This is a genomic window from Nesterenkonia salmonea (assembly GCF_005771525.1).
Taxonomy (GTDB): domain Bacteria; phylum Actinomycetota; class Actinomycetes; order Actinomycetales; family Micrococcaceae; genus Nesterenkonia; species Nesterenkonia salmonea.
The window spans coordinates 94,208-115,986 of sequence record NZ_VAVZ01000004.1; the positions used below are offsets into that span (position 1 = coordinate 94,208).

Consider the following 21,779-nt stretch of genomic DNA (forward strand, 5'->3'; position numbering starts at 1 on the left):
AGCCGGTCGCCACTCAGGTATAGAGGGACAAGGGCTGGAATTCGCCGTTGAGGTAGTGGGCGCCCACTTCGAGTTTCTTGTAGTCCACCGGATCGTGCAGCGAATGGGTGCGGATATTGCGCCAGTAGAGGTCGAACCCATGCTTTGATGCAGTGGAAGAGGTACCTGTGGCTTCGAAGATTTGATGGGTGAGCTGTGTGGTCACATCGGATGAGATGACTTTCAGTTCAGCGATCTCAATGGCGAGTTCTCCGCGCAGCTGTGCTGTGACGCCGTCGCCGAGGGCCACGACATCTTCGAAGCGCCGATTCACCTTCTCAGCCAGAGCTGCCACTGCGGCCGCTCGGGCCTTGAAGTCGCCCACCAGGCGCTGCACGAACGGATCGTGACGGTACTTATCCGCCGGTGAGAGGAACCAGGCGTTGGGCCGGGCGTTGATGAGATCACGAGCTTTGCCCAGTGCCCCTTCGGCGATGCCCAGGTAGAGGTTCCCGAAAGCCAGTTGGATCCCTGCGGTGACGAGTGTGGAGTATGGTTCATCGCTCAGGGCGTCCAACACATCATGAGGGCGGACTTTCACGTGGTCATAGGTGACGGTATTGGATGAGGAAAGCCGCTGGCCAAGGAAGTCCCAGTCGTCGACGTAGGTCACGCCCTCTCGGCCGTTTTCCAAAACGAAGGTGAGAACCTTTCCTTCTTCATGGCCTGAGGTGATGCGGGCATTGACGAGCAGCGCGTCCCCCACCACGGATCCGGTGGAGTAGCGTTTCTTCCCTGTCAGGACCCAGCCGTCGCCAGCTGGTTCCAATGTCAGATCAGGGTCGGTGGGGTTGACCGAGTCGCCCCAGATCCACTGGCCTGCTGCTGAGTCGCGGTACCAGCGTTCCCTTTTGGCAGGGTCCGCGATGGTGAAGACGATATTGCCTTCATTGATGTAGTGGTAGGCCAGCAACTGGGCGATGGACGCGTCAGCACGGGCAAGTATTCGCACTGCCTCGAACGCGGTTGACCAGTGCGCCCCACCGCCTCCGAACTGCTGAGGGATCAGGAGGGTCACTAGGCCAGATTCTTTCAGCAGCTTCGCCTCTGCGTAGGGAGTCTCGTTGGCGCGGTCACGGGCCACGGCGTCTTGGGCCAGAGTCTGAGCCACGTTTTCTGCGATCTGACTCCAGTGCAGCACTTCCTCTGTGGGCGCGTTTCCGGTCCAGTGTGAGCGTGGTGTTTCGGTCATCAGTGGTTGTCTTTCTCTCATCTGGCGAGCAGGCCGGACTGCAGCCAGGCTCATGCTCTCGCGTGGTGTGTGGGTACCCGACGGGGACGTTGTCTAGACGGTCGTGGTGCGCTGTGGCTCGCCGACGCTCCACAGGCGCACGGGTGCGGTGCCGTTGACTCGGTGGTCACCAGCGATCCGTGCTTTATAGATCCAGGGGTTGTGACTGGTCACTGTCCGAGCGTTGCGCCAATGCCGGTCGAGCGCTTTCGAGCGGTCTGTGCCTGAGGCTCCAAGGGTGTCGAGTATCCGTGCGGTGGCTTCCAGTACCGGCCTGTGCAGGGCGACTTGCGCTCGTCCGGTGGCGAATTCCGCCTCATCGGCGGCTTCTTCTTGTGCGGCGGTCTCTAGCTTACGGCTGGCGAATGCCTTGTCGAGTACCCGCGCGGTTTCGAGGACCTGTGCCCGTGCAAGGGCTGCGACGGCGTCGACCTCGCCCACAGCCTGCAGGATTTGTGGGTCGGTGGCCGCCGTGCGCGTATTAGCGTGAGAGTAGGTTCTGGTGCGCGTCGCCACCGCCTGGGCGATATCCCGGGCGGCTGCTTCGGCTATACCAGCCAGCACGATGAGCAGAATATGTTGATAGAGGGCAGTCTGATAGGGAAACCGGTCGGTGAGCAGCCTGATCTCAGACTCGGTGACGGTGGCGTTGTTCAGTGTGGCGGAGCCTGACCCAGTGGTCCGCTGCCCGAAGCCGTTCCAATCATCGCTGATGGTGACTCCCGGCTGGTCACGTTGGACCACAATGCCCAGCTCATTGCCTTCGTCATCCCTGGCAGTGACGTCGAGCCAGTCGGCAAAAATGGAGCCAGTGGTGTAGTACTTCACACCGGTGACCACGGGACCATTCTGGGTCTGAGAGACCACGGTCCCCGACTCGTGGAACCCTCCTTTGCCGGGTTCGGTCCAGGCGTTGCCGGCCAGATCTCCCGCACTGATGCGCTTCAGCCAGCCGCGGGCCACTTCATCCTGGGGCCCGCGCCACAGCACGTCCTCCTGCACGGCGAAGTGCCCGCGGAATATCTGCGGAATATTGCTGTCCTGAGCAGCGAGCTCCACCATCACCTCAGTGGTGTCAACCCAAGACAGCCCGAGACCACCGGCTTCAACCGGGGTTCTGAGCCGGCCGAGGCCAGCATCAGCAAGCTTTCGGACCTCGTCGTAGGCCAAGGTGCGGTCTAGTTCGCGGTTGAGTGCGTTCTCCCCGGCGGCAGCGATCGCGGTACGCAGCTCCTCAGGCAGGGGAAGATCGGACACGGGTGTACGAGCATTCATGGTTCTCTCCTCCATCGTCTCTGGCATTAGCACCGGCCCTTATCAGGGGGTTGCTGCGATGTCTGCGGGCCAGATCCCTCGATCGCTCTTGATGGTCGTGACGCCTAAAAAGTTCAAGGCGCATTTACTCTAATGCTCAAACGGCGAAGTTTCCCAAATCGACCCCCGGTCCACGTCATGCAGCGTCATGACCGGCACCAGAGAAAGTCTCGAAATGTGACACGCGTTTTTGCTCGGTCGGCGCCTAGAGGCGTACGGTAATGGTGTCCATCCCGAGCGGCCGAGAGATCTGGCTCTGTGACGCCGCAGCAACCCGGAACCTGCCGGGTGCTACCGCCAGGTTCGATGGGAGATTCTCTATGAGTTTGTCTGCTGCAACCCTCGCGAAGCCCGCTGTGCGCGCCGCTGCCTTGGATCCGTTGGAACTCCGTGCCGCCTTTGCACAATTCCCACAGGGCATTGTGGTGGTGGGCGCTGAGATCAACGGCAGCCCACAGGGCCTGGTGGCTTCCACCTTCACCGTGGGGGTTTCTCTTGAGCCTCCGCTGGTGACCTTCGCCGTCCAACACACATCGGGCACCTGGCCGCTGCTGCGTGACGAAGCGTCCCACCTCGGCGTATCGGTTATCGGCTCTGATCAGCAGGGGCTGTGCCGGAAGATCGCGTCCAAAGACAGGGCCCAGCGCTTTGCAGATGTTGAGTACGCCACCGACGACGACGGAACTCTAGTCCTCACCGAAACGCCCCTGTGGCTGAAAACCCGCATCTACAATCAGTTCACCGCGGGTGACCACGACATTGTGGTCCTGGAGGTGCTTGACCTCGCGGCGGATCCGACGCGCAATGGCCTGGTTTTCCACCAGAGCGCTTTCACTCCCCTACCGTCCAGCGAGGCCTGAGCGGCAGTGAGCACGTCCTACCCCACAGAGCATGAGTCTGCCCACGGCCAGGCTGCCGAGGCTGGTGCCGCCGACGTCCATCATTGGAAGGAACCGGTCAGTGGGACTTCACATCCTGAGGCAGACCGGTTGGCCTTCTGGGCGAAGGCAGCGGAGCTTCTGGAGTGGCACACGCCATGGCACACCACTCAGTCATGGACTCCGCCGAACCCTGAAACTGGCCGCGGGCCCGATATTCAGTGGTTTGCCGGCGGGCGCCTCAACGCCGCAGTCAACTGCGTCGACCGGCATGTCACGGCAGGCCGCGGCAACAGGGTGGCTCTGCACTTTGAGGGTGAGCCCGGGGACGCTGAATCGGTGACTTATGCGGATCTTCAACGCCGTGTGAACCAGGCCGCCAATGCCTTGGAACGTCTAGGTGTCGGCCTCGGAGACCGAGTGGTCATCTACCTGCCGGTGTTGGTCGAGACGATTGTGATCACATTGGCATGCGCCCGTATTGGCGCAGTCCACCAGCTCGTTTTCGGAGGATTCTCCGCCGAAGCTCTCAGGTTCCGGGTCGAAGACACCGGTGCCAAGCTGCTGGTCACCACCGACGGCCAGTACCGCCGCGGCTCAGCAGTCCCAGTGAAAGCGAACGCAGACGCTGCCGTGAAGGGCCTCACCGTTGACGCGGGCGGGACGGTCGAGCATGTCCTGGTGGTGCGCAGGACTGGTTCGGAGGTCAGCTGGACCAACGAGGACATTAATGGGAACGGTTTGGGCCGTGACCTGTGGTGGCATGATGTGGTGGAGACAGCGGCTGAGGACCATCAACCCCAATTCTTTGAGGCTGAGACTCCGCTGTTCATCATGTACACCTCAGGAACGACCGGTAAACCCAAGGGGCTGGTGCACACTACCGGCGGCTACCTCACTGGGGCACTGTTCAGCTACCTGCGGCTCTTCGCCAACCCTGATCCGGACCGGCGGGCAGATGATGTGCACTGGTGCACTGCGGACCTGGCCTGGGTGACTGCTCACACCTATGAGCTCTACGGTCCGCTGGCGGCCGGAGCCACGCAGGTGATCTATGAAGGCGTTCCCAATGTTCCGCACTCGGGGAGGCACTTCGACATCATTCAGCAGCACCGAGTGACCAGCTACTACACAGCCCCTACTTTGGTGCGTTCATTAATGGGCTGGTTCCCCGATGGGGTCCCTGCGGACTATGACCTGAGCTCCATCCGTATCGCAGGGACTGTGGGTGAGGCCGTCAACCCGGAAGCAGCCAATTGGTTGCGCGCGCAAGTCGGCAGGGACACTGTGACATCGGATGGGGAGCCCGCTCTGCCGCTGGTCGACACCTGGTGGCAGTCCGAATCCGGGTCCACGGTGCTGAGTCCGCGGCCTGAATCTGCTCACCAGAAACCGGGAAGTGTGGCCCAGGAGATGCCCGGGTGGGGAGCAGACGTCGTCGACGATCACGGTCACCCCACAGCCCCAGGGGTGCAGGGCCACGTGGTACTTACCCATACTGGGCCCTCCATGGCACGGACTGTATGGGGTAATCCGTCGCGGTACTACACCAGTTACTGGGAGAAATACGCCGACCGGGGGTGGTTCCTCGCCGGGGATGCTGGCCAACGGGATCACGACGGTGATATTTGGATCCTTGGCCGCACCGATGACGCGATCAATGTCTCCGGCCACTTGCTTTCGACCATTGAAATTGAGTCCGCCCTAATCAGCCACCCCGATGTGGTGGAGGCGGGCGTGGCACCGGCCTATGACGCAACCTCGGGGCACGCCGCCGTGGCCTTCGTAGTGCTCACCGAGGCGGCTCGCCTCCGCCTCCAGCGGGACCGCGCGGCCGAACCCTCGTTGCTGAACGCACTTCGGAATCACGTGGCACAGGTGATCGGACCGGTCGCGAAGCCCCGCACGGTGATCCCTGTACCTGAGGTGCCCAAGACCCGGTCGGGAAAAATCATGCGTCGGCTGCTGACACAGCTGCACGACGGCGAACCACTCGGCGACACCACAAGCCTGCAGAACGAGCCATGTGTGCCGCAGATCCAAAAGATCTGCGAGACTCGCAGAACAGCACCCGCGAAGGAGAACACACCAGTATGACCAGCGACCACAAGTTTGGTTTCCGCACCCGCGCCCTGCACGCCGGGGCAGTCCCAGACGCCACTTATGGCACAAGGGCAGTGCCCATCCACCAGTCCACATCCTTCGTGTTCAAGGACACTGACGACGCCGCCAATCTCTTTGCGCTGCAGAAGTTCGGGAATATCTACTCGCGGATCGGCAACCCGACTGTCGCAGCTATGGAGGAACGCCTGGCGTCCCTGGAGGGTGGGATTGGGGCAGTGGCGACCGCCTCCGGGATGAGTGCGGAGTTCCTGGTCTTCGCAGCGCTGTGCCAGCAGGGCGACCACATTGTGGCCAGCTCCAAGCTGTACGGCGGAACCATCACACAGCTGGACGTCTCACTGCGCCGGTTCGGCATTGAGACCACTTTCGTGAACTCGGACGAGGCCGAAGACTTCAAGGCCGCACTGCAGGAGAACACCAAACTGGTCTTCACCGAGGTGGTGTCCAACCCGTCCTCGGATGTGGTGGACCTTCCCGGCCTCGCTGAGGTGGCCCATGAGCATGGGATTCCCCTGGTGGTTGATTCGACCCTGACCACTCCGTATCTCTTCCGTCCGCTGGACCATGGGGCGGATATTGTGACCCACTCGGTGACCAAGTTCCTCGGTGGGCACGGCACCACACTGGGCGGCGTCGTCATCGAATCTGGCCGGTTCCCCTGGGACAACGGGAAGTTCCCTCAGATGACGGAACCGGTGGAGTCCTACGGCGGCCTCTCCTGGTGGGGGAACTTTGCCGAGTACGGCTTCCTCACCAAGCTTCGTGCCGAACAGCTGCGCGACTTCGGGCCCAGCCTCACCCCGCAGGCGGCCTTCCAACTCATTCAGGGAATTGAGACCCTTCCGCAGCGTATGACCGAGCACACCAAGAATGCTCAGCAGGTCGCAGAGTGGTTGGAGGCCGATCCGAGGGTGGACTATGTGAGGTTCTCTGGGCTCCCCAGCCACCCTCATCATGAGCGCGCCAAAGAACTGCTGCCTGATGGCGTGAGCTCCGTCTTCAGCTTTGGGATCGCCGGCGGAAGGGAGAACGGCATCCGCTTCATCGAATCTCTGCAGCTGGCCAGCCACCTGGCCAACGTCGGCGATGCCCGCACACTCATCCTGCACCCCGCCTCCACGACTCACCAGCAGCTCAGTGAGGCTCAGTTAGAGGCCGGAGGGATTCCTGCGGACATGATCAGGATTTCTGTGGGGCTTGAGGACGTTGAAGACATCATCTGGGACCTGGACCAGGCCCTAGAGACAGCCACCAAGGGAGAGTGAAGAGATGACGACGACGCCAACAGTCACTGACAACACCACGGCAGAACACCCACACGGGGTGTGGGAAGAGCCTGGGCCGGCACGCCGGCTGCAGTTGCTGCGCAGCGCGAAATCAGTGGCGATCATTGGTATGAGCGACAAGCCGTCCCGGGCCAGCTACTTCGTGGCGACGTACCTGGCTTCGGACTCCAGCTACCAGTTGTACTTCGTCAATCCACGGCTGGTGGGCAAGACCGTGTTCGGCCAACCAGGTTACGGCTCATTGGCTGACCTTCCGGAGGCCCCTGATGTGGTGGTCGCTTTCCGTAAACCTGCCGATCTTCCGGACCTGGCTAAGGAGGCTGCCGAGGTGGGAGCCAAGACCCTGTGGGTTCAGCTGGGCATCCACTCGGATGAGGCGATGCAGGTGGCCACCGATTTAGGTCTTAACGCGGTTCAGAACCGGTGCATCAAGATTGAGCACGGCCGTTTCCACGGTAACCTGCACCTCGGGGGATTCGACACTGGGGTGATCAGCGCCAAGCGGCAAATCGTCGACCGCTGATCGCCTTCAGTCCTTGGCTTTGGGGATGCGGAAGTAGGCGGACATGGCGCCGGGGTGCTCGGCTGCGCGGCCAGCGAAGGACGTTGCCTGGCGCAGCGCGTCTTGATACTGAGCACCTTGAGTAAGAGCTGCCATCATGACGCCGGCGAATGCGTCGCCGCATCCTGTGGTGTCCACCACCTTCACAGCCTCAGCCGGAACATGCTGGACTGGCTCCCCTCGCTGAAAGAGGTCGGCGCCAGCTCCGCCGCGAGTCACCACCACCGACTCCACCCCGACCGCCGCGGGCAGGTCCTCGATCTGTTGCCATGCGGACCCTGCGAGGCTGCTGATTTCCACGGTATTGACGATCAGCAGATCCACTAGACCTTCGGGTAGAGGTCCGGAGAGGTTAGGCGACGCGTTCAGCGCCACCCGCACACCGAGTCTCTGAGCCCTGGTTGCGAACTCCAAAGCTGCAGATTCTGGTACCTCGAGGCTGAGCAGGGCCCACCGAGCATCGGCGAAGACATTTTCCGCTGTGCGCCCGCTCAGTGCAGCATTGGCTCCCGGCTCGACCACAATGGTGTTCTCACCGTCGCCACGGACGTTGATGTACGCGGTGCCTGTCGCAGCGTCATCGGAGACCATCAACGAGGATGTATCCACACCTGCAGACTCCAGAGCGGCTCGGGCTTCTGCTCCTCCGGAGTCGTTGCCCACGGCTCCTATCATGCGTGTTGGGGTTCCTTGCAGGGACGCTGCGGCGGCCTGGTTTGCACCCTTGCCTCCGGTCGCTCGTGAGGCGCTGAGGGCTTTCAAGGTTTGTCCGGGCTCAGGAAACTCGGGGACGCGCAACACAATGTCTTGGTTGATGGATCCGAAGACCAGCAGCGTCGGGGATTCTTCCATCATGTGCGCAGTTCCTTCATTTCAGAGTGTGCTGCAGGGGCTAGTTGATGAGGTCGTGGACCTGGACGACCTGGTCACGGCCTGGACCCACTCCTATAGCAGAGAATTTCGCGCCCGACATTTTTTCCAAGGTCAGCACGTAGTTCCGCGCGTTCTCCGGAAGGTCATCCAGCGTGCGGGCCCCAGTGATGTCCTCAGTCCAGCCGGGGAAGTTCTCATAGATCGGCTTTGCGTGATGGAACTCAGTCTGCGTCATGGGCATCTGGTCGTGCCGCACACCGTCGATCTCGTAGGCCACGCACACTGGAATCTCTTCGATTCCGGTGAGCACATCAAGTTTGGTCAGGAAGAAGTCAGTGAACCCGTTGATTCGCGCGGCGTACCTGGCCATCACGGCGTCGTACCAGCCGCACCGGCGAGGTCGTCCGGTATTCACGCCAAACTCACCGCCAGTCTTCTGCAGAAACTCACCCCAGTTGTCGAACAGTTCCGTGGGGAACGGGCCAGCACCTACGCGGGTCGTGTAGGCCTTGATGATGCCCACCGATCGATTGATCCGGGTTGGGCCGATCCCTGAGCCGACGCTGGCTCCACCGGCCGTTGGGTTCGATGACGTCACAAAGGGGTAGGTGCCGTGGTCGACGTCCAGATATGTGGCCTGGCCGCCCTCCATGAGCACCACCTCACCACGGTCTAAGGCGTCATTAAGCAGAATCGTGCTGTCGATCACCATGGGGCGCAGTCGCTCCACGAAGGACAAGAAGTACTCGGCGATTTCATCTACGGTGATATCGCGGCGGTTGTAGAGCTTCACCAAAAGTTCGTTCTTCTGACGCAGAGCCCCCTCGATCTTCTGCCGGAGGATGGACTCGTCGAAAATGTCCTGGACCCTGATGCCCAGACGTCCGACCTTATCCATGTACGTCGGCCCGATTCCCCGCCCGGTCGTGCCGATCGCACGTTTGCCCAGGAACCGTTCGGTGACCTTGTCCATCGTCTGGTGGTATGGCGCCACCAAGTGCGCATTGGCGCTGATACGCAGCTTGGAGGTGTCAGCTCCGCGAACTTCCAAGCCGTCGATCTCCTCGAACAGCGCTTCGAGGTTGACGACCACACCATTGCCAATGACAGGAGTGGCGTTGGGCGAGAGAATCCCGGCCGGCAAGAGCTTCAGCTCGAACTTTTCCCCGCCGACCACCACGGTGTGACCGGCGTTGTTGCCTCCGTTGGGCTTGACCACATAGTCGACTCGGGAGCCAAGCAGATCAGTCGCCTTGCCTTTTCCCTCATCGCCCCACTGGGCACCGACGATAACAATGGCTGGCATGAGCGGGAGTCCTTCCGAGGCGGGTGTTGAGCCTCACTGAGTCTACCAACGGTCCACCCAGCATGCGCTAAGCCCGGCTGACTAGTCTTCTCGGTATGTTTGCTGCAATCAAGAAGCTCCTCATCACCCTGTTCAAGGCGCGAATTCTGACCAAGCTGGCCCTCCCTAAGGTACTGCTGCTTTGGGTGGGCTACAGACTTCTACGGGCTCTGGTGCGCCGAAAGCAGTCGCAGGGAAGCCGCAGCGCGTAAGTTGCCCCTAGCCCAGCCGTCCTCCGGAGAGCTCAAGGTAGCAGGAAGCACAGAGCGACTCGTACCAGACGTCGGTTCCGTCAATGGCGATCTGATCTCCATCGAAAATCACCGCCTCACCTTGCCGGCGGGTGTTGAAAACCGCTTTCTGGCCACAACTGCAGATGGTCTTCAGCTCTTCGAGCGCATGGGCCAGGTCCATCAGCCGGGCTGAGCCGGGAAAGGCGTGGGTACGGAAATCTGTGCGTATTCCATAGGCTAGGACAGGAACCCCATCCAAGACCGCGATGCGCAGAAGGTCGTCAACTTGGGTAGGGGTCAGGAACTGAGCCTCATCCACCAACAGACATGCCACGGGCTTGACCTCGGCCGGAGAACTGTTCGGTTCGCCTTCCGCGAGTCCTTCCAGCAGGGTGCCTGCGGGATCTGCGGTGGCGTGGCGGTGGTAGAGGTCTCGGAGGCCAGCCTCTGGGGCGATAAGGAAGTCGACGCTGCGGGCCACTCCCAGCCGGGAGACGATCTGATCGTCGCCTTTGGTGTCCACGCCAGGTTTGGCCAGGAGTACCCGCTGGTTACGTTCCTCATAATTGAACGCCGCCTGCAGTAATCCAGTGGACTTGCCGGAGTTCATCGCTCCGTAGCGAAAGTAAAGCTTGGCCATCAGCTCCGCAGCGTGGTGATCTGCTCAGCTGCGGTGCCATCACAGTCATTGAGGAGGTCACCAATGCGCTCGACCTCACCGACCTCTCCGATGGCGGCGGCGGCCTGTCCCAGAGCGGCCAGCGATCTCAAGAAACCCCGGTTGGGCTCGTGCTCCCAAGGTACCGGCCCCTGCCCACGCCACCCATTGGCGCGCAGTGTGTCGAGCCCACGGTGATATCCGACCCGGGCGTAGGCGTACCCCTCAACGGTGTAGCCGGCGTCTAATGCTTCTTCTGCCAATAGGGCCCACACCAGGGACGAGGTCGGGTGTTGAGCTGCCAGGTCTACGGGTTCCTCACCCGTGGCCAGGGACTCAACGACCTCCGGTTCGGGAGGCAACAATGTAGGTTCGGGCTCCATTAGATTCTTACCGAGGATGCTCATACTGCTCATCCTAACTGGGTCAGGGGCTTGTCTCCGCGAGACCCAAATCAGACCGCAACGGACTTCGGCGGATCTGGTTCCTGGGCTGCTAAGTCGCCGGGCTTCTGCTTCTTCTGCTTCACCGTCTTGCCGTGGATGACCCGGTGCCTGACAAACCCTGATGTCTGGTCCACGAGCATAGTGATGGCGATAATGACGAACAATGTGATGCCGATGGCTTCCCAGTCATACGGCCGTTGGCCGAAGAGCCCATTGGGTGGGCTGATCAGGCGACCGATACCTCCGGCGCCGAGAGCTCCCAGGATGGCGGAGGCTCTAATGTTGACCTCGAACCGGTAGAGCCAGATCGCAATGACTTCGGGCAAGACCTGTGGAAGCACCGCCCAGCGGATGACTTGGATATGGCTCGCACCGGCGGCACGGGACGCTTCCAGAGGCCCCCGGTCCACGCCCTCTATCGATTCGGAGATCAGCTTGGACAGTGTTCCGATCGAGCTGATGCCCAGAGCAAAAGCTCCAGCCATCGCTCCCCCTCGATCGGCAGGGCCCACACCGAGGAGTGGGATGAAGATGGCGACGGCGAAGACGATTTCTGGCACCGCGCGGATCACGGAGAGGATGAAACGCATCGGAATGTAGGTGGCCAATGGGGTCATATTCCGGGCCGCCAAGATGCCGCAGGGCAGCGAGAATATCGCGCCAACGATGGTGCCGATCCAGGCGATGGCCACTGATTCCAACATCGCGTCGAATGCGGAGGACCAGTTGCCACGCGCCTGTTCATCTGGCACCTGCGCAACTCCCCCGACCATTTGGAGGCCAAAGTCCCAGATTCTTGCTGGCATTTCGAGAAGAGCGCTGAGGGTCATCCCGGTGCCTGCTGCTGAGGAGATGAACAGCACGCCGATCATGATCAGTGCCATGTTGTACCAGAACTTCACGGGCTTCACAGGGCGCATGTCGAGCCGGTCGGGTGTGTAGCCGCCTTGGTGGTGACCGGCATCTGAGCGCTGCTGCGCTTGGGTCCGCTGTTTCCTGGTGCCCACGTAGGCCAGGCCGTAGATCGTCAACGCTAGCGCGAAGGCGCCGGCTCCTATTGCCAGCCCCCACATCATCCGTGAGAAGACATCTGAGGACTCCGCAGCCGGTGCGTAGGTCAGCAGGAATCCACCTGCGGCGAGCAGGACTGCACCGACGATCGCGGCGGAGACTTTGTACCCGTGGCTCACAGCAGTTTCCTCCGGATAGACAAGGACAGCAGGTCCACCAGCAGAACCACGAACACCAGGGCCCAGAGGATGGCTCCAACATTCTCGTACCCCTGGGACATGCGGCCGATCTGTCGGCTCAGCTCCCCGCCGATACCTGCCACTCCGACAACCCCCAGCGCAGCTGAAGCCCTGATGTTCAGTTCGAACACGTACAGGCTGTAAGAGATGAAGCTGGGCATAACGGCGGGCAGCACCGCCACTCGATCGCGTTGGATGAGGTTGGCGCCTGCGGCATCAGCCGCTTCAAGAGGACCCGGTTGTATAGCGTCTATGGATTCGCTGAGCAGCTTGGCCACGATGCCAATATTGAACATGATCAGTGCCAACACGGCCGCTAGGGCTCCGAGCCCGTAGGCGGTGCCGCCGATGAACGCGGCGAACAAGAGCGCCCAGGCGACGTCGGGGATGGATCGGACGACTGAGTTGATGGCTTTGATGGTTTGGCTTGTGCCCTTGTTGAAGCTGGACACTGGTGAGGCGAGCATGGCGAGCAGAAGCCCGATGAAGCACCCGATGATCGTGGCCACCACGGCCATGCACAGCGTGATCAGCCACTCGCCCCAGATGGGCCGAGACGTTCCTGCCACATTATGGAGGAAGAGGTAGCTCCAGTCGGGGTTGAAGTACCCGACCAGCTGTTGCCGGGTGTTTCCACCGGTCAACCGACCAGGCACCTCTGCGATGCGGTCGATGAAGTGGATATTGGATCCGGCCCAGTAGGTGATCGCGATGATAGCGAGCCCGCCGAAAGCGCCCATGGGCGTCACCCGCAGCTTCCAACAGATGAGCAACGCCAGGATCATGATGATGAGGCCGATGAGCGGATCTCGCGGTGCCCACAGGACCGTGTCACCTAGCGGGAAGAACAGGACGGCGGTGCCTTCCCACGTCCAAAAGAAAAAACCGAAGATCGCAACCGCCAGGACTACCAGCCCCAGATAGGGCGGGACTTTGGGGGTGGGCGGCTTGGGGCGGTTCTGCCCTTGCGCTGGGGGTGCTGCGGCATCCGAGCGCTTGGTGACAGCTTTGCTCACACAGTGTCCTTGCGGTCACTGTCGCTGCTGGCAGCCGTCACTGCCTCAGTGAGGTCAGATTCTGTGGGGTTCTCCACACCCGCACCGAGACGCCCGTCCCCCTGCGCTTGGCTGATTTCTTCAGCTGAGAGCGGGCGCTGGTAGACATCGGCGATCACGCTGTCGGTGGCGTCCTGCGTGGGGCCGTCGAAGACCACCTCGCCGTTACGCATACCGATGATCCGGTCAGCGTAGTCCCTTGCGAGGTCCAGGTGGTGCATGTTCACCACGCAGGTGATTCCCAGATCCCGCTGGATGGTGCGGAGGTCGCCGAGAACCTTTCGCGCAGTGGGCGGATCCAAGGAGGCGACCGGCTCGTCAGCCAGGATGACCTCCGGATCTTGGGCCAGAACTCGCGCGATGGCCACGCGCTGCTGTTGCCCGCCGGAGAGTGCTGCGGCGCGGTTGTAGGCTTTCTCTACGATCCCTACGCGTTCCAATGATTGGAAGGCGACTTCTTTATCCTGGCTGCCGTACCAGCCAATGAGTGAACGCCAGGTCGGGGTAAAGGCTGAACGTCCGATCAGCACGTTGTTGAGAACGCTGATGCGCCCGACGTTGTTGAACTGCTGGAAGATCATGCCAACTTTGGAGCGCAGCTTCCGCAGCTTGGACTTGTTCTTGGGGTCCACGACGGTCTCGCCCACGGTCAGTGTGCCGTTGGTGTAGGGGACGAGTCCGTTGACCGCGCGGATCAGTGTCGACTTCCCTGCCCCGGAGAGTCCGATGATGGCCACGAACTCGCCTTGGTTGATCTCCAGGCTGATGTCGCTCAGTCCCTTGTAACCGTTGGGATAGACGACGTCGACGTTCTCAAACTTAATCATGGTTAAGGGGTCCTGATCTTCGGTGTGCGGACTCAGCGATTCGCCTGTGTGCGCACACCGAAGATCAGGGGTTTCCTCTCAGTTCAGATGAGCGGCCTGGTCACTGGTCGCCGAAGTCGTTGTAGACCTGGCGTGCGACGTCTAGAGCTTCCTCGTCAGCCGGTACCAATCCATTGATCTCGTACACGTCGTAGAGCGGGTCACCCTCGTCGAGGTCACCTGATTCGGCGAAGCTCAACCATGCATCCACTAGGATGTCGAGCTCTTCATCGGTGAACTCATCGGACGCGACGATGCCGTCATTGGGAATAGGGCCGGCCCATGCGAACACGACCAGTTCCTCTCCCACATCAGGGTTGTCGTCGACGATGTTGGCGCGGGCGTCATCGAAGGACGTTCCGATGGTGAATTCGTCGTTGTAGACAGCTTCCACAGCCTGGTCATGGCCGCCGGCGAACTGTGCGTCCACCTCTACGCCGAGCTCATTGAGCTGAGTCTGCGGGAAGTAGAAACCTGAAGCGGAGCCCTCTTCGACGAAGGCAACACTGGTGCCTTCGTCGATCAGTTCAAGAGCGTCCTCACCCATTGGGCCATAGTCGGCGAGCTCTCCGGTCTCCTCATCCAGGATGCCGTTGCAGAAGAGGAATCCGTCTTCATCGGCGACCGGCTCGTCGTCCAGGCAGTAGGTGTCGGGGTCATTGGTGAACCACTGGGTGACGTAGGTGTCTGCTCCGTAGCGCAGCGACTGCAGAATCGGGGTGCCGCCTGCCTCGTCCTCGGCTTGGATCATGCCAACAGGGCCTGACATCAGCAGCTGCACATCTCCTGACTGCATACCCTGGATCACACCGAGGTAGCTGTCGGCGAAGAAGATGTCGACGTCGAATCCGCCCAGCGATTCAGAGAGCTGGTCAGCCAAAGACTGTGCGTTCTCTTCCTCAGCTTCGGTGGCTGAGTCAGTGGCCGGGACTAGGCCGATGGTGATCGAATCGACGGATTCGATCTCACCGGTGGCATCCTCGCCACCGTCGGCACCGTTGTCAGTGTCCTCCACATCGGCGACATCGTCGTCGTCAGTGTCATCGCCAGTGACATCGTCCTGATCACCGGCACAGGCCGCAAGAGAAAGGGTCAAGACACTGGCCAGCGCAAAAGCTGACTTGGTGTTCATACGCATATGGGAGTTTCCTTCGAGTCCAGTCAAGGTGCAGGTGCGGTTGCTGGAGCGAAGCCGTTCTGGCCACGCCCGAACAGTCTTGGGAGCGAAAGGCCCACAAGTCTCATCTCACTCTAAGTGGCGCTGAACCTGGCGACAACCTGAAAGCGCCCATTTCTCCAAGCTGTCATCTAGTGTTAACTTTCACCGGCTCAGGAGCCCAACTAAACAGCGTTTAGCCTGCCCAGCGGCGAATGGCCTCCACAGAATCGGCGAACGTACTGACCCGTAGGTGGGGCGCGCCGAGGGCTGTCTGGAACCGGTCGATGAGGATGGTGTATCCGCCTAGAGCCTTCACATGTGCCAGGTCGTTGGCCCAGATATCACCAATGGAGAGTATGTTTTTCTCTGGGATCGGCGGCTGGCCTATGTGCCGAGCCCGTTCCAGAGCCTGCGGCATCCCGAAGGGTTTTTGAGCGGAGTTGATGACCGCATCGAAGCTGTTCTGCAGGCCCAGTGCCTGCAACCAGGTGTCGAAACCTTCCGCCGGGGCATTCGTGGCGAGTACGGCGATGATCCCAGACTCGCGCAGCTCATCCAATAGGTCGGGGGCCTCTGGTGGGGTGTGCAAGTCGGTCGCGTCCAGACCTGCACCGACCAGGTGCCGGCGCGCTTGACGGAATGCCTGGCCAGCCTCCTCCTGGGTGAGCCCAGATTGGCTGGCGAGGAGCTGGACCAGCTGGTACCCGTCTTGGAGAGGCCAAGCAACGGGGTGAGCCTTTTCCTCCTTGGGAGGTTCTTCGGTCTCTGCAGTAACCGGAGTTCCAGCGTCGTCGTACTCAATTTCCTCGGCCAGCAGGACGTTCTGCGCGAAGGCCGTTGTCACGACCTCCCGCACAGTCCGTCCCCCGGGTCCCGGCAGGGACCGCTGGCCCAGCATGGCATCGACCTGGTCCGCGTAGGCGAGGACTGGATCATCCCCTAAGCAGAGGGTGCCGTCGAAATCCAACAGGAGCAGCTTGTTTCGTATCACTTACTTACGTCTCATCCGCTCCGTTGTTCCTCCTCAGGCTTGCCACGAGCGCGTCTTACTTAATGGACTTTCCGGCTGAACCGAGCTTCTCTGCTGCTTCGACGATTCGCTTGGCCATGTTGTCCTCCGCGGCTTTGCCCCAGACACGGGGGTCGTAGGTCTTTTTGTTTCCGACATCGCCGTCCACTTTGAGCACCCCGTCGTAATTCTTCAGCATGTGGTCGGCCACAGGGCGGGTGAAGGCGTACTGGGTGTCGGTGTCGATGTTCATTTTGATCACACCGTAGCTCACTGCGTCCGAGATCTCTTGGTCGGTGGAGCCGCTGCCGCCATGAAAGACCAGATCGAAGGGGTTGTCCTTGCCGTACTTGGCGGAGGTCTGCTCTTGGATGTCCTTGAGGATCTCTGGCCGCAGCTTCACATTTCCGGGCTTGTAGACTCCGTGCACATTGCCGAAGGTCAGCGCGGTGATGTACCGCCCTTTCTCTCCAAGGCCGAGTGCTTCGATGGTGGCTATGGCGTCATCGACTGTGGTGTAGAGCTTTTCGTTGATCTCGTTCTCGACGCCGTCCTCTTCCCCACCAACGGTGCCGATCTCCACTTCGAGGATCTGCTTGGCAGCTTCACTGCGGGGCAGCAACTCAGCAGCGATTCGCAGGTTCTCCTCCAGAGTCTCTGCGGAACCATCCCACATATGCGAGTTGAAGATGGGGTCACGGCCTGCTTTGACCTCAGCCTCTGAGGCTTCCAGCAGCGGCAGGACGAAGTCGTCGAGTTTGTCCTGCGGGCAGTGGTCAGTGTGCAGCGCGATGTTGACGCCATAGTTCTTCGCGACCTGCTTGGCGAAAGCTGCGAAGCCCAGGGAACCGGCGACCATGTCCTTCATGAAAGGGCCCGACCAGTATGCGGCTCCGCCAGTGGAGACCTGGATGATGCCGTCTGATTCCGCGTCTGCGAATCCCTTGATGGCGGCATTGAGCGTTTGGGAGCTGGTGACGTTGACCGCTGGGTAGGCGTAACCACCGGCCTTAGCCGAGTCGATCATCTGGTTGTACTTGTCAGGGGTTGCGATGGCCACGCTGAGCTCCTTTGACGTTGGATCTGACGGCACAGCGCAGTGAGCCGTTTGACCCTCACCCAGGGATACTTGGACCACGGGGCATAGGGAAACGAAGTCACAGCGCTGCTGTGACCCCATCCTATGGCAGGCCACGAAGCTTGTCAGAGTCTCTTGGGCAGCGTGGCTCCTTAAGTCGTCGAGGCCCGGTAGATGGATTCGATCGTAGAGTCCAGAGTGCTGTTGAACTCCTCGTCGCTCTGCTGGGCTGTCAGTCCGGCCAAGAGGGCCCGGCTGAAGCTGGCAATCAGTCCGTTGTTGCGCCTGAGCCGTTCATTGGCGTCGTCGCGGGCGTATCCGCCGGAAAGTGCGACCACGCGCACTACCTTGGGGTGTTCGATGAGATCTGCGTAGAAGTTGTCCACAGTGGGGATCGTGACTTTGACTGCGATCTTCTGCTCGCCCAGCTGCTCCAGATGGCGGAAAATCTCATCTTTGAGAACAGATTCGGCTTGTTCTTTGTCTGCCGTCCCTATGCTGACCTCAGGTTCCAGAATAGGAACGAGTCCTGCGTCAAGGACTCTTTGCCCAAGCTCGAACTGTTGGGCGACGACGGCCGCAATACCCTCGGCATTGGCCGCATGGATGACGGAGCGTTCCTTGGTTCCGAACACGCCGACATCTTTTGCACGCTTGAGCAGGTCGTCAAGGCCAGGGATCTCACGCATGAGCTGGACGCCGTGCTGCTCGTCCTCAAGCCCTTTGTCTATCTTCAGCAGGGGGATGACGTCTTTGTCCTCCCGGAGGTACTGTGCGAACCCTTTGCCACTCACCTCTCCGTTGAGCGTTTCTTCGAAGAGAATTGCGGCGAGAATCCGGTCACCGTTGAATGGTGGACTAGTGACGATTCGGGTGCGCGTGTGGTGGATGAGGCTGAACATCTCCTCCTCGGAGCTGTATTCCGTGTCTTCGATCCCGTAGAGGCGCAGGGCCTTGGGTGTGCTTCCTCCGCTTTGATCTAGTGCGGCAACGAATCCCTGCCTGGTTCCGAAGCGGTGGAGCTCCTCCTGGTCGACCATGCATACTCTCCTCAAGCCTCAGTTGTAGTGGGCAACTCAGGCCTAATGCTAACACTTCTCATTAGTTTTTAGTATGGGGTAACAGTCAGCTTGGACTCCACCTTGGTGAGAGCCCACCAGTATCGTGAGCCTATGAGGAACCTAATACGGCTCGACAGCTGGTCAGAAAATGATGTGGAGCACGTGTTCGCGTTAGCCGATGCGTTCCGCTCTGGGGCGGGGCCCACGGTGGCTGGGTCGGCTGTCATGTTCTTTCCGAGCACCAGCCTGCGCACTAGAGTCACTTTCGAACGCGGCGCGGCGCTGATGGGGCTTCAGCCGATCGTGCTGCCCAGTGAGACTTTGAACAAGGATGAAGCCCTCTCGGATGCCGCCGGGTATATACAGACTTGGGCAGATCTCCTGGTGGTGCGCCATGGTCGGATCAGTGTGATGGATGAGCTGGCCGTTTCCCATGCGTTGCCCGTCATCAACGCTATGTCTGATGCCAATCACCCCTGTGAGGTGCTCTCGGACCTCTATACACTCCGACAGCGTGGCGACTTGCGCACCCTTCGCTTCCTCTTTGTTGGTGCCGACGGCAACATTGCCAGAGCGTGGCAGGAAGCAGCGCGTGTGCTGTCACTCGATGTGGTGCAGTGCTGTCCTGAAAGCCTCGCCACGCCGAATCAGAAGTGGGTGGAGGATCTTCACAGCGCAGTCCAGAGCGCGGACGTGATCATCACTGACGGGCCGGGCGATAACGGCGAAGCTTTGGCACCGTACCAAATCACTTCTTCACTTCTTGACGCTGCCCCAACTGGGGCCCAGTTCGCCCCGTGCCCGCCTTTCAAACGAGGGCGCGAGGTCAGCGCCGATGCTCTGACTCACGATTCATTCGTAGGACACCGCTTCAAGGCGTCACTTCTTCCTGTCCAACAAGCGATCATGGCCTTCTGCCTTGCCGACTCCTGGGACCAGGCCCTATGAGACACATCTGTTTATGGAATGCCCAGAAGCCGCAGTCCGGCCGCAGCGGCAGCACCGGCGATGACCACCACAATGAATGGAGCTCGCAGCAGCAACGCGATGGCCGCAGCAGCTAGGGCGCCGATGCGCGCATCAAATATGATTCCGCTACCCGCCGAGAAGGTGTTCATGGCGACAAGAGCTGCCAGCAGGGCGACGGTCATTGTGCCTGAAATTCGAGTGACCAGCGGATGGGCCAGCCAACTCCCTGGGACCAAGTAGCCGATCAGCTTCGTTGCATAGGCCGCAGCGCATGCCAGCAGCACCCACATCCATAGACTCACGGCTGACCCCCTTCACGGAATTGAGACCTTCGCAGCCCGGGGCTGACCCGCTCCCTTCGAGCGGACAGAAGCCCCCACGCCACGGCCACCGCAGCGGCTACTAGTATCGGCACCCCCGCTGGCACCAGGGGAATTATCAGCACGGTGAGCAGGGCCGCCAGCACAGCCAGCGCCCAAGGCTCCCTTGACCGCAGGCGCGGCCACAAGAGGCCGAGGAAANACGGTGAGCAGGGCCGCCAGCACAGCCAGCGCCCAAGGCTCCCTTGACCGCAGGCGCGGCCACAAGAGGCCGAGGAAAGCAGCGACGACGGCTCCATCGAGTCCCAGCGATTCAGGTTCGGCAATGAAGTCGCCCAGCAAGGCGCCGATGACTGTGGCGAGGTTCCACCCCAGATAGCAGGCGATACCCGTGATCCAGAATCCGCGCCGTTGTTCAGCAGCGGTGTCCTGGACCGTGGAAGTCGCCATAGTCTCATCGATGGTCAGCTGAGCAGCCGCCAGCTTCCTCATCCCACGAGGGTCGAGCAGCGCCTTCAACTGAACGGCGTAAATGGTGTTACGAAGGCTCAGTAGGGTTGCCCCGCCGAACGCTGAGGCGGGGGCTCCCCCTGAAGCCACCACACCGATGAACGCAAACTGCGACCCACCGGTGAACATCAGCGCACTCAGGGCGATGGCCTGCCATAGCGTCAGTCCAGAGGCCACAGCGAGCGCTCCGAAGGATACGCCGTAGAGCGAAATGGCCGCGGCGATCGCCAGTCCTGTCTTCGCAGCCGGAGTCAGCCGGAATAGCGCCTCATTATAGTTGCTCACAACGCAATATTAGTGAAAAAATGTCATGAATATATTGCCAAATCACGAGGCTTGAGGCGAGGAATGAGCAATAAAAGCACCATAGATGATCTGGACCGCGCGATTATTGCTGAACTTATAGAAGACGCACGGTTGAGCAATACTGAGTTGGCGCGCCGAGTTGGGCTTACCCCCGCTCCCTGCCTTCGCCGGGTGCAGCGACTCGAACGCTCCGGAGTCATTGCCGGGTACCACGCCGCAGTCAGCGCCAAAGCCGCTGGACGCAGCTTCGAGGTCATTGTGGCGATCGACATCGCCGTCAACAACAGCGTCACGATTGAGGACTTTGAAAGCGCCGTCGTGAAAGTCCCCGAGGTGACGGAGGTGAGGCGCATGTTCGGCCAGCCCGACTACTACCTCCGGGTAGAGGTGACCGACGGGGAGGCCTATGAGGGACTGGCGATCAGGACACTCTCCCAACTTCCTGCAGTGAACCGAATCCTCTCTCACCAAACAATGCGGCGGCTCAAAGGATGAGACCACGTTCAACAGCTTGATGCGCTAGCGTACGTCTGTGCAGATTGGTGTATTCGACTCGGGAATCGGCGGGGAGGCCGTGGCTGCCCGCCTTCGGGAACTACTGCCTCAGGCCCAAGTCATCACCGCTCACGATCACGGGAACGTCCCATACGGCAGCCGCTCAGAAGATGAGGTGTACCGGCTGACCAAGCGGGCTATCCAGCCGCTTCTGCAAAGCCACTGCGAGGCCATCGTCCTAGCCTGCAATACAGCCACTGCGGCAGCCATCGACAGGCTCCGCAGCGACTATCCCAGCACCGCGTTCGTCGGACTGGAACCGATGGTCAAGCCAGCCAGCACCATGTCGGAGTCCAAGACGATCGTGGTCTGCGCAACCCCGGCGACACTGCGCAGTCAGCGGTACCAGCGGCTGAAGACAGACTGGGCTTCTGAGATCACAGTACTCGAGCCGGACTGCTCAGTCTGGGCCACCACCATCGAGTCCGGGCGCCCCGATGAGGTCGATCTGGAGCCCGTGGTCAGCGCTGTCGAGCAGCAAGCCGCCGATGTGGTCGTTCTCGCCTGCACCCACTACCACTGGATCAAGGCTCAGGTGGAGCTCGCCGTTGGCCCGCAGGTGAGAGTGTTGGAACCCTCCGACGCCATTGCCGCACAAATCCGCCGCATTACGGAGGCTGCTCGGTCCACCTCCGCTGCCTCGCGCCCATGA

The 21,779-nt window shown here is 60.9% G+C and carries 23 protein-coding genes and 2 riboswitches; of the genes, 8 read left to right on the forward strand and 15 right to left on the reverse strand.

The window, feature by feature from the left end:
- Positions 1 to 13: 13 nt before the first annotated feature.
- The gene (locus FEF26_RS02350) at positions 14 to 1,231 is read right to left on the reverse strand and encodes an acyl-CoA dehydrogenase family protein (RefSeq protein ID WP_138251933.1); all 1,218 of its coding nucleotides are present in this window, start codon (positions 1,229 to 1,231) and stop codon (positions 14 to 16) included.
- A gap of 93 nt (positions 1,232 to 1,324) precedes the next feature.
- A complete protein-coding gene (locus FEF26_RS02355) occupies positions 1,325 to 2,545 on the reverse strand; it encodes an acyl-CoA dehydrogenase family protein (protein WP_138251934.1) in 1,221 nt (406 codons plus the stop codon).
- A gap of 8 nt (positions 2,546 to 2,553) precedes the next feature.
- Positions 2,554 to 2,643: riboswitch (SAM riboswitch) on the reverse strand.
- Between the two features lie 166 nt (positions 2,644 to 2,809).
- Positions 2,810 to 2,897: riboswitch (SAM riboswitch) on the forward strand.
- A 7-nt stretch (positions 2,898 to 2,904) separates the two neighbouring features.
- Between FEF26_RS02355 and FEF26_RS02360 the strand changes: the two genes are divergently transcribed.
- The 4 genes from FEF26_RS02360 to FEF26_RS02375 are packed head-to-tail and all read left to right on the forward strand — an operon-like array spanning position 2,905 to position 7,395.
- The gene (locus tag FEF26_RS02360) at positions 2,905 to 3,444 is read left to right on the forward strand and encodes a flavin reductase family protein (RefSeq protein WP_138251935.1); all 540 of its coding nucleotides are present in this window, start codon (positions 2,905 to 2,907) and stop codon (positions 3,442 to 3,444) included.
- Positions 3,445 to 3,450: 6 nt separating this feature from the next.
- On the forward strand, positions 3,451 to 5,559 hold the full coding sequence (locus tag FEF26_RS02365) for an acetate--CoA ligase (protein WP_138251936.1): 2,109 nt from the start codon (positions 3,451 to 3,453) through the stop codon (positions 5,557 to 5,559).
- The gene (locus FEF26_RS02370) at positions 5,556 to 6,851 is read left to right on the forward strand and encodes an O-acetylhomoserine aminocarboxypropyltransferase/cysteine synthase family protein (protein ID WP_138251937.1); all 1,296 of its coding nucleotides are present in this window, start codon (positions 5,556 to 5,558) and stop codon (positions 6,849 to 6,851) included. Before FEF26_RS02365 ends, FEF26_RS02370 begins: the two co-directional genes overlap by 4 nt.
- Positions 6,852 to 6,855: 4 nt before the next feature.
- Positions 6,856 to 7,395, forward strand: a complete 540-nt coding sequence (locus FEF26_RS02375; protein ID WP_138251938.1) for a CoA-binding protein — start codon at positions 6,856 to 6,858, stop codon at positions 7,393 to 7,395.
- A 6-nt stretch (positions 7,396 to 7,401) separates the two neighbouring features.
- Here the strand turns inward: FEF26_RS02375 and FEF26_RS02380 are convergent, their stop codons facing one another.
- Positions 7,402 to 8,289: a ribokinase gene (locus FEF26_RS02380; protein WP_138251939.1), complete on the reverse strand. Its 888-nt coding sequence runs from the start codon at positions 8,287 to 8,289 to the stop codon at positions 7,402 to 7,404.
- 37 nt (positions 8,290 to 8,326) lie between these two features.
- Positions 8,327 to 9,613 (reverse strand): adenylosuccinate synthase, encoded by a 1,287-nt coding sequence (locus FEF26_RS02385; protein WP_138251940.1) that lies wholly within the window; start codon positions 9,611 to 9,613, stop codon positions 8,327 to 8,329.
- Positions 9,614 to 9,708: 95 nt separating this feature from the next.
- Between FEF26_RS02385 and FEF26_RS15650 the strand changes: the two genes are divergently transcribed.
- Entirely contained in the window at positions 9,709 to 9,864 is a 156-nt protein-coding gene (locus tag FEF26_RS15650) for a hypothetical protein (RefSeq protein ID WP_166432881.1), read from the forward strand.
- 7 nt (positions 9,865 to 9,871) lie between these two features.
- Here the strand turns inward: FEF26_RS15650 and FEF26_RS02390 are convergent, their stop codons facing one another.
- The 9 genes from FEF26_RS02390 to FEF26_RS02430 form a co-directional block, all read right to left on the reverse strand.
- Positions 9,872 to 10,525, reverse strand: a complete 654-nt coding sequence (locus tag FEF26_RS02390; RefSeq protein WP_138251941.1) for a thymidine kinase — start codon at positions 10,523 to 10,525, stop codon at positions 9,872 to 9,874.
- On the reverse strand, positions 10,525 to 10,950 hold the full coding sequence (locus FEF26_RS02395) for a DUF3151 domain-containing protein (protein ID WP_138251942.1): 426 nt from the start codon (positions 10,948 to 10,950) through the stop codon (positions 10,525 to 10,527). Before FEF26_RS02395 ends, FEF26_RS02390 begins: the two co-directional genes overlap by 1 nt.
- 47 nt (positions 10,951 to 10,997) lie before the next feature.
- Complete coding sequence (locus FEF26_RS02400) at positions 10,998 to 12,179, reverse strand: PhnE/PtxC family ABC transporter permease (protein WP_243730361.1); 1,182 nt, start codon at positions 12,177 to 12,179, stop codon at positions 10,998 to 11,000.
- A complete protein-coding gene (locus FEF26_RS02405) occupies positions 12,176 to 13,255 on the reverse strand; it encodes a PhnE/PtxC family ABC transporter permease (protein ID WP_138251943.1) in 1,080 nt (359 codons plus the stop codon). Before FEF26_RS02405 ends, FEF26_RS02400 begins: the two co-directional genes overlap by 4 nt.
- On the reverse strand, positions 13,252 to 14,121 hold the full coding sequence (gene phnC / locus FEF26_RS02410; RefSeq protein WP_138251944.1) for a phosphonate ABC transporter ATP-binding protein: 870 nt from the start codon (positions 14,119 to 14,121) through the stop codon (positions 13,252 to 13,254). Before phnC ends, FEF26_RS02405 begins: the two co-directional genes overlap by 4 nt.
- Positions 14,122 to 14,221: 100 nt before the next feature.
- Positions 14,222 to 15,298 (reverse strand): PhnD/SsuA/transferrin family substrate-binding protein, encoded by a 1,077-nt coding sequence (locus tag FEF26_RS02415; RefSeq protein ID WP_138251945.1) that lies wholly within the window; start codon positions 15,296 to 15,298, stop codon positions 14,222 to 14,224.
- 214 nt (positions 15,299 to 15,512) lie between these two features.
- Positions 15,513 to 16,310, reverse strand: coding sequence for an HAD family hydrolase (locus FEF26_RS02420; RefSeq protein WP_138251946.1), 798 nt, complete (start codon positions 16,308 to 16,310; stop codon positions 15,513 to 15,515).
- Between the two features lie 55 nt (positions 16,311 to 16,365).
- Positions 16,366 to 17,388 (reverse strand): class II fructose-bisphosphate aldolase, encoded by a 1,023-nt coding sequence (gene fbaA / locus FEF26_RS02425; protein WP_138251947.1) that lies wholly within the window; start codon positions 17,386 to 17,388, stop codon positions 16,366 to 16,368.
- 170 nt (positions 17,389 to 17,558) lie between these two features.
- Positions 17,559 to 18,446, reverse strand: coding sequence for a fructose bisphosphate aldolase (locus FEF26_RS02430; RefSeq protein WP_138251948.1), 888 nt, complete (start codon positions 18,444 to 18,446; stop codon positions 17,559 to 17,561).
- Positions 18,447 to 18,578: 132 nt separating this feature from the next.
- Here FEF26_RS02430 and FEF26_RS02435 point away from each other — a divergent pair, with 132 nt between their 5' ends.
- A complete protein-coding gene (locus FEF26_RS02435) occupies positions 18,579 to 19,415 on the forward strand; it encodes an ornithine carbamoyltransferase (protein WP_138251949.1) in 837 nt (278 codons plus the stop codon).
- Between the two features lie 11 nt (positions 19,416 to 19,426).
- On the opposite strand, the gene FEF26_RS02440 is transcribed toward FEF26_RS02435, so the two are convergent.
- Complete coding sequence (locus FEF26_RS02440) at positions 19,427 to 19,738, reverse strand: AzlD domain-containing protein (protein WP_138251950.1); 312 nt, start codon at positions 19,736 to 19,738, stop codon at positions 19,427 to 19,429.
- A 12-nt stretch (positions 19,739 to 19,750) separates the two neighbouring features.
- Positions 19,751 to 20,551 (reverse strand): AzlC family ABC transporter permease, encoded by an 801-nt coding sequence (locus tag FEF26_RS02445; protein WP_341805134.1) that lies wholly within the window; start codon positions 20,549 to 20,551, stop codon positions 19,751 to 19,753.
- 63 nt (positions 20,552 to 20,614) lie between these two features.
- Between FEF26_RS02445 and FEF26_RS02450 the strand changes: the two genes are divergently transcribed.
- Positions 20,615 to 21,067: an Lrp/AsnC family transcriptional regulator gene (locus FEF26_RS02450; RefSeq protein WP_138251951.1), complete on the forward strand. Its 453-nt coding sequence runs from the start codon at positions 20,615 to 20,617 to the stop codon at positions 21,065 to 21,067.
- 37 nt (positions 21,068 to 21,104) lie between these two features.
- Complete coding sequence (locus tag FEF26_RS02455) at positions 21,105 to 21,779, forward strand: glutamate racemase (protein ID WP_138251952.1); 675 nt, start codon at positions 21,105 to 21,107, stop codon at positions 21,777 to 21,779.

Bases quoted from the DNA above. Each gene is read 5' to 3' on its own strand.
- FEF26_RS02350 (WP_138251933.1), bottom strand. From the start codon at position 1,231: ATGACCGAAACACCACGCTCACACTGGACCGGAAACGCGCCCACAGAG.
- FEF26_RS02355 (WP_138251934.1), bottom strand. From the start codon at position 2,545: ATGAATGCTCGTACACCCGTGTCCGATCTTCCCCTGCCTGAGGAGCTG.
- FEF26_RS02360 (WP_138251935.1), top strand. From the start codon at position 2,905: ATGAGTTTGTCTGCTGCAACCCTCGCGAAGCCCGCTGTGCGCGCCGCT.
- FEF26_RS02370 (WP_138251937.1), top strand. From the start codon at position 5,556: ATGACCAGCGACCACAAGTTTGGTTTCCGCACCCGCGCCCTGCACGCC.
- FEF26_RS02375 (WP_138251938.1), top strand. From the start codon at position 6,856: ATGACGACGACGCCAACAGTCACTGACAACACCACGGCAGAACACCCA.
- FEF26_RS02380 (WP_138251939.1), bottom strand. From the start codon at position 8,289: ATGATGGAAGAATCCCCGACGCTGCTGGTCTTCGGATCCATCAACCAA.
- FEF26_RS02385 (WP_138251940.1), bottom strand. From the start codon at position 9,613: ATGCCAGCCATTGTTATCGTCGGTGCCCAGTGGGGCGATGAGGGAAAA.
- FEF26_RS15650 (WP_166432881.1), top strand. From the start codon at position 9,709: ATGTTTGCTGCAATCAAGAAGCTCCTCATCACCCTGTTCAAGGCGCGA.
- FEF26_RS02390 (WP_138251941.1), bottom strand. From the start codon at position 10,525: ATGGCCAAGCTTTACTTTCGCTACGGAGCGATGAACTCCGGCAAGTCC.
- FEF26_RS02395 (WP_138251942.1), bottom strand. From the start codon at position 10,950: ATGAGCATCCTCGGTAAGAATCTAATGGAGCCCGAACCTACATTGTTG.
- phnC (WP_138251944.1), bottom strand. From the start codon at position 14,121: ATGATTAAGTTTGAGAACGTCGACGTCGTCTATCCCAACGGTTACAAG.
- FEF26_RS02415 (WP_138251945.1), bottom strand. From the start codon at position 15,298: ATGCGTATGAACACCAAGTCAGCTTTTGCGCTGGCCAGTGTCTTGACC.
- FEF26_RS02430 (WP_138251948.1), bottom strand. From the start codon at position 18,446: ATGGTCGACCAGGAGGAGCTCCACCGCTTCGGAACCAGGCAGGGATTC.
- FEF26_RS02435 (WP_138251949.1), top strand. From the start codon at position 18,579: ATGAGGAACCTAATACGGCTCGACAGCTGGTCAGAAAATGATGTGGAG.
- FEF26_RS02450 (WP_138251951.1), top strand. From the start codon at position 20,615: ATGAGCAATAAAAGCACCATAGATGATCTGGACCGCGCGATTATTGCT.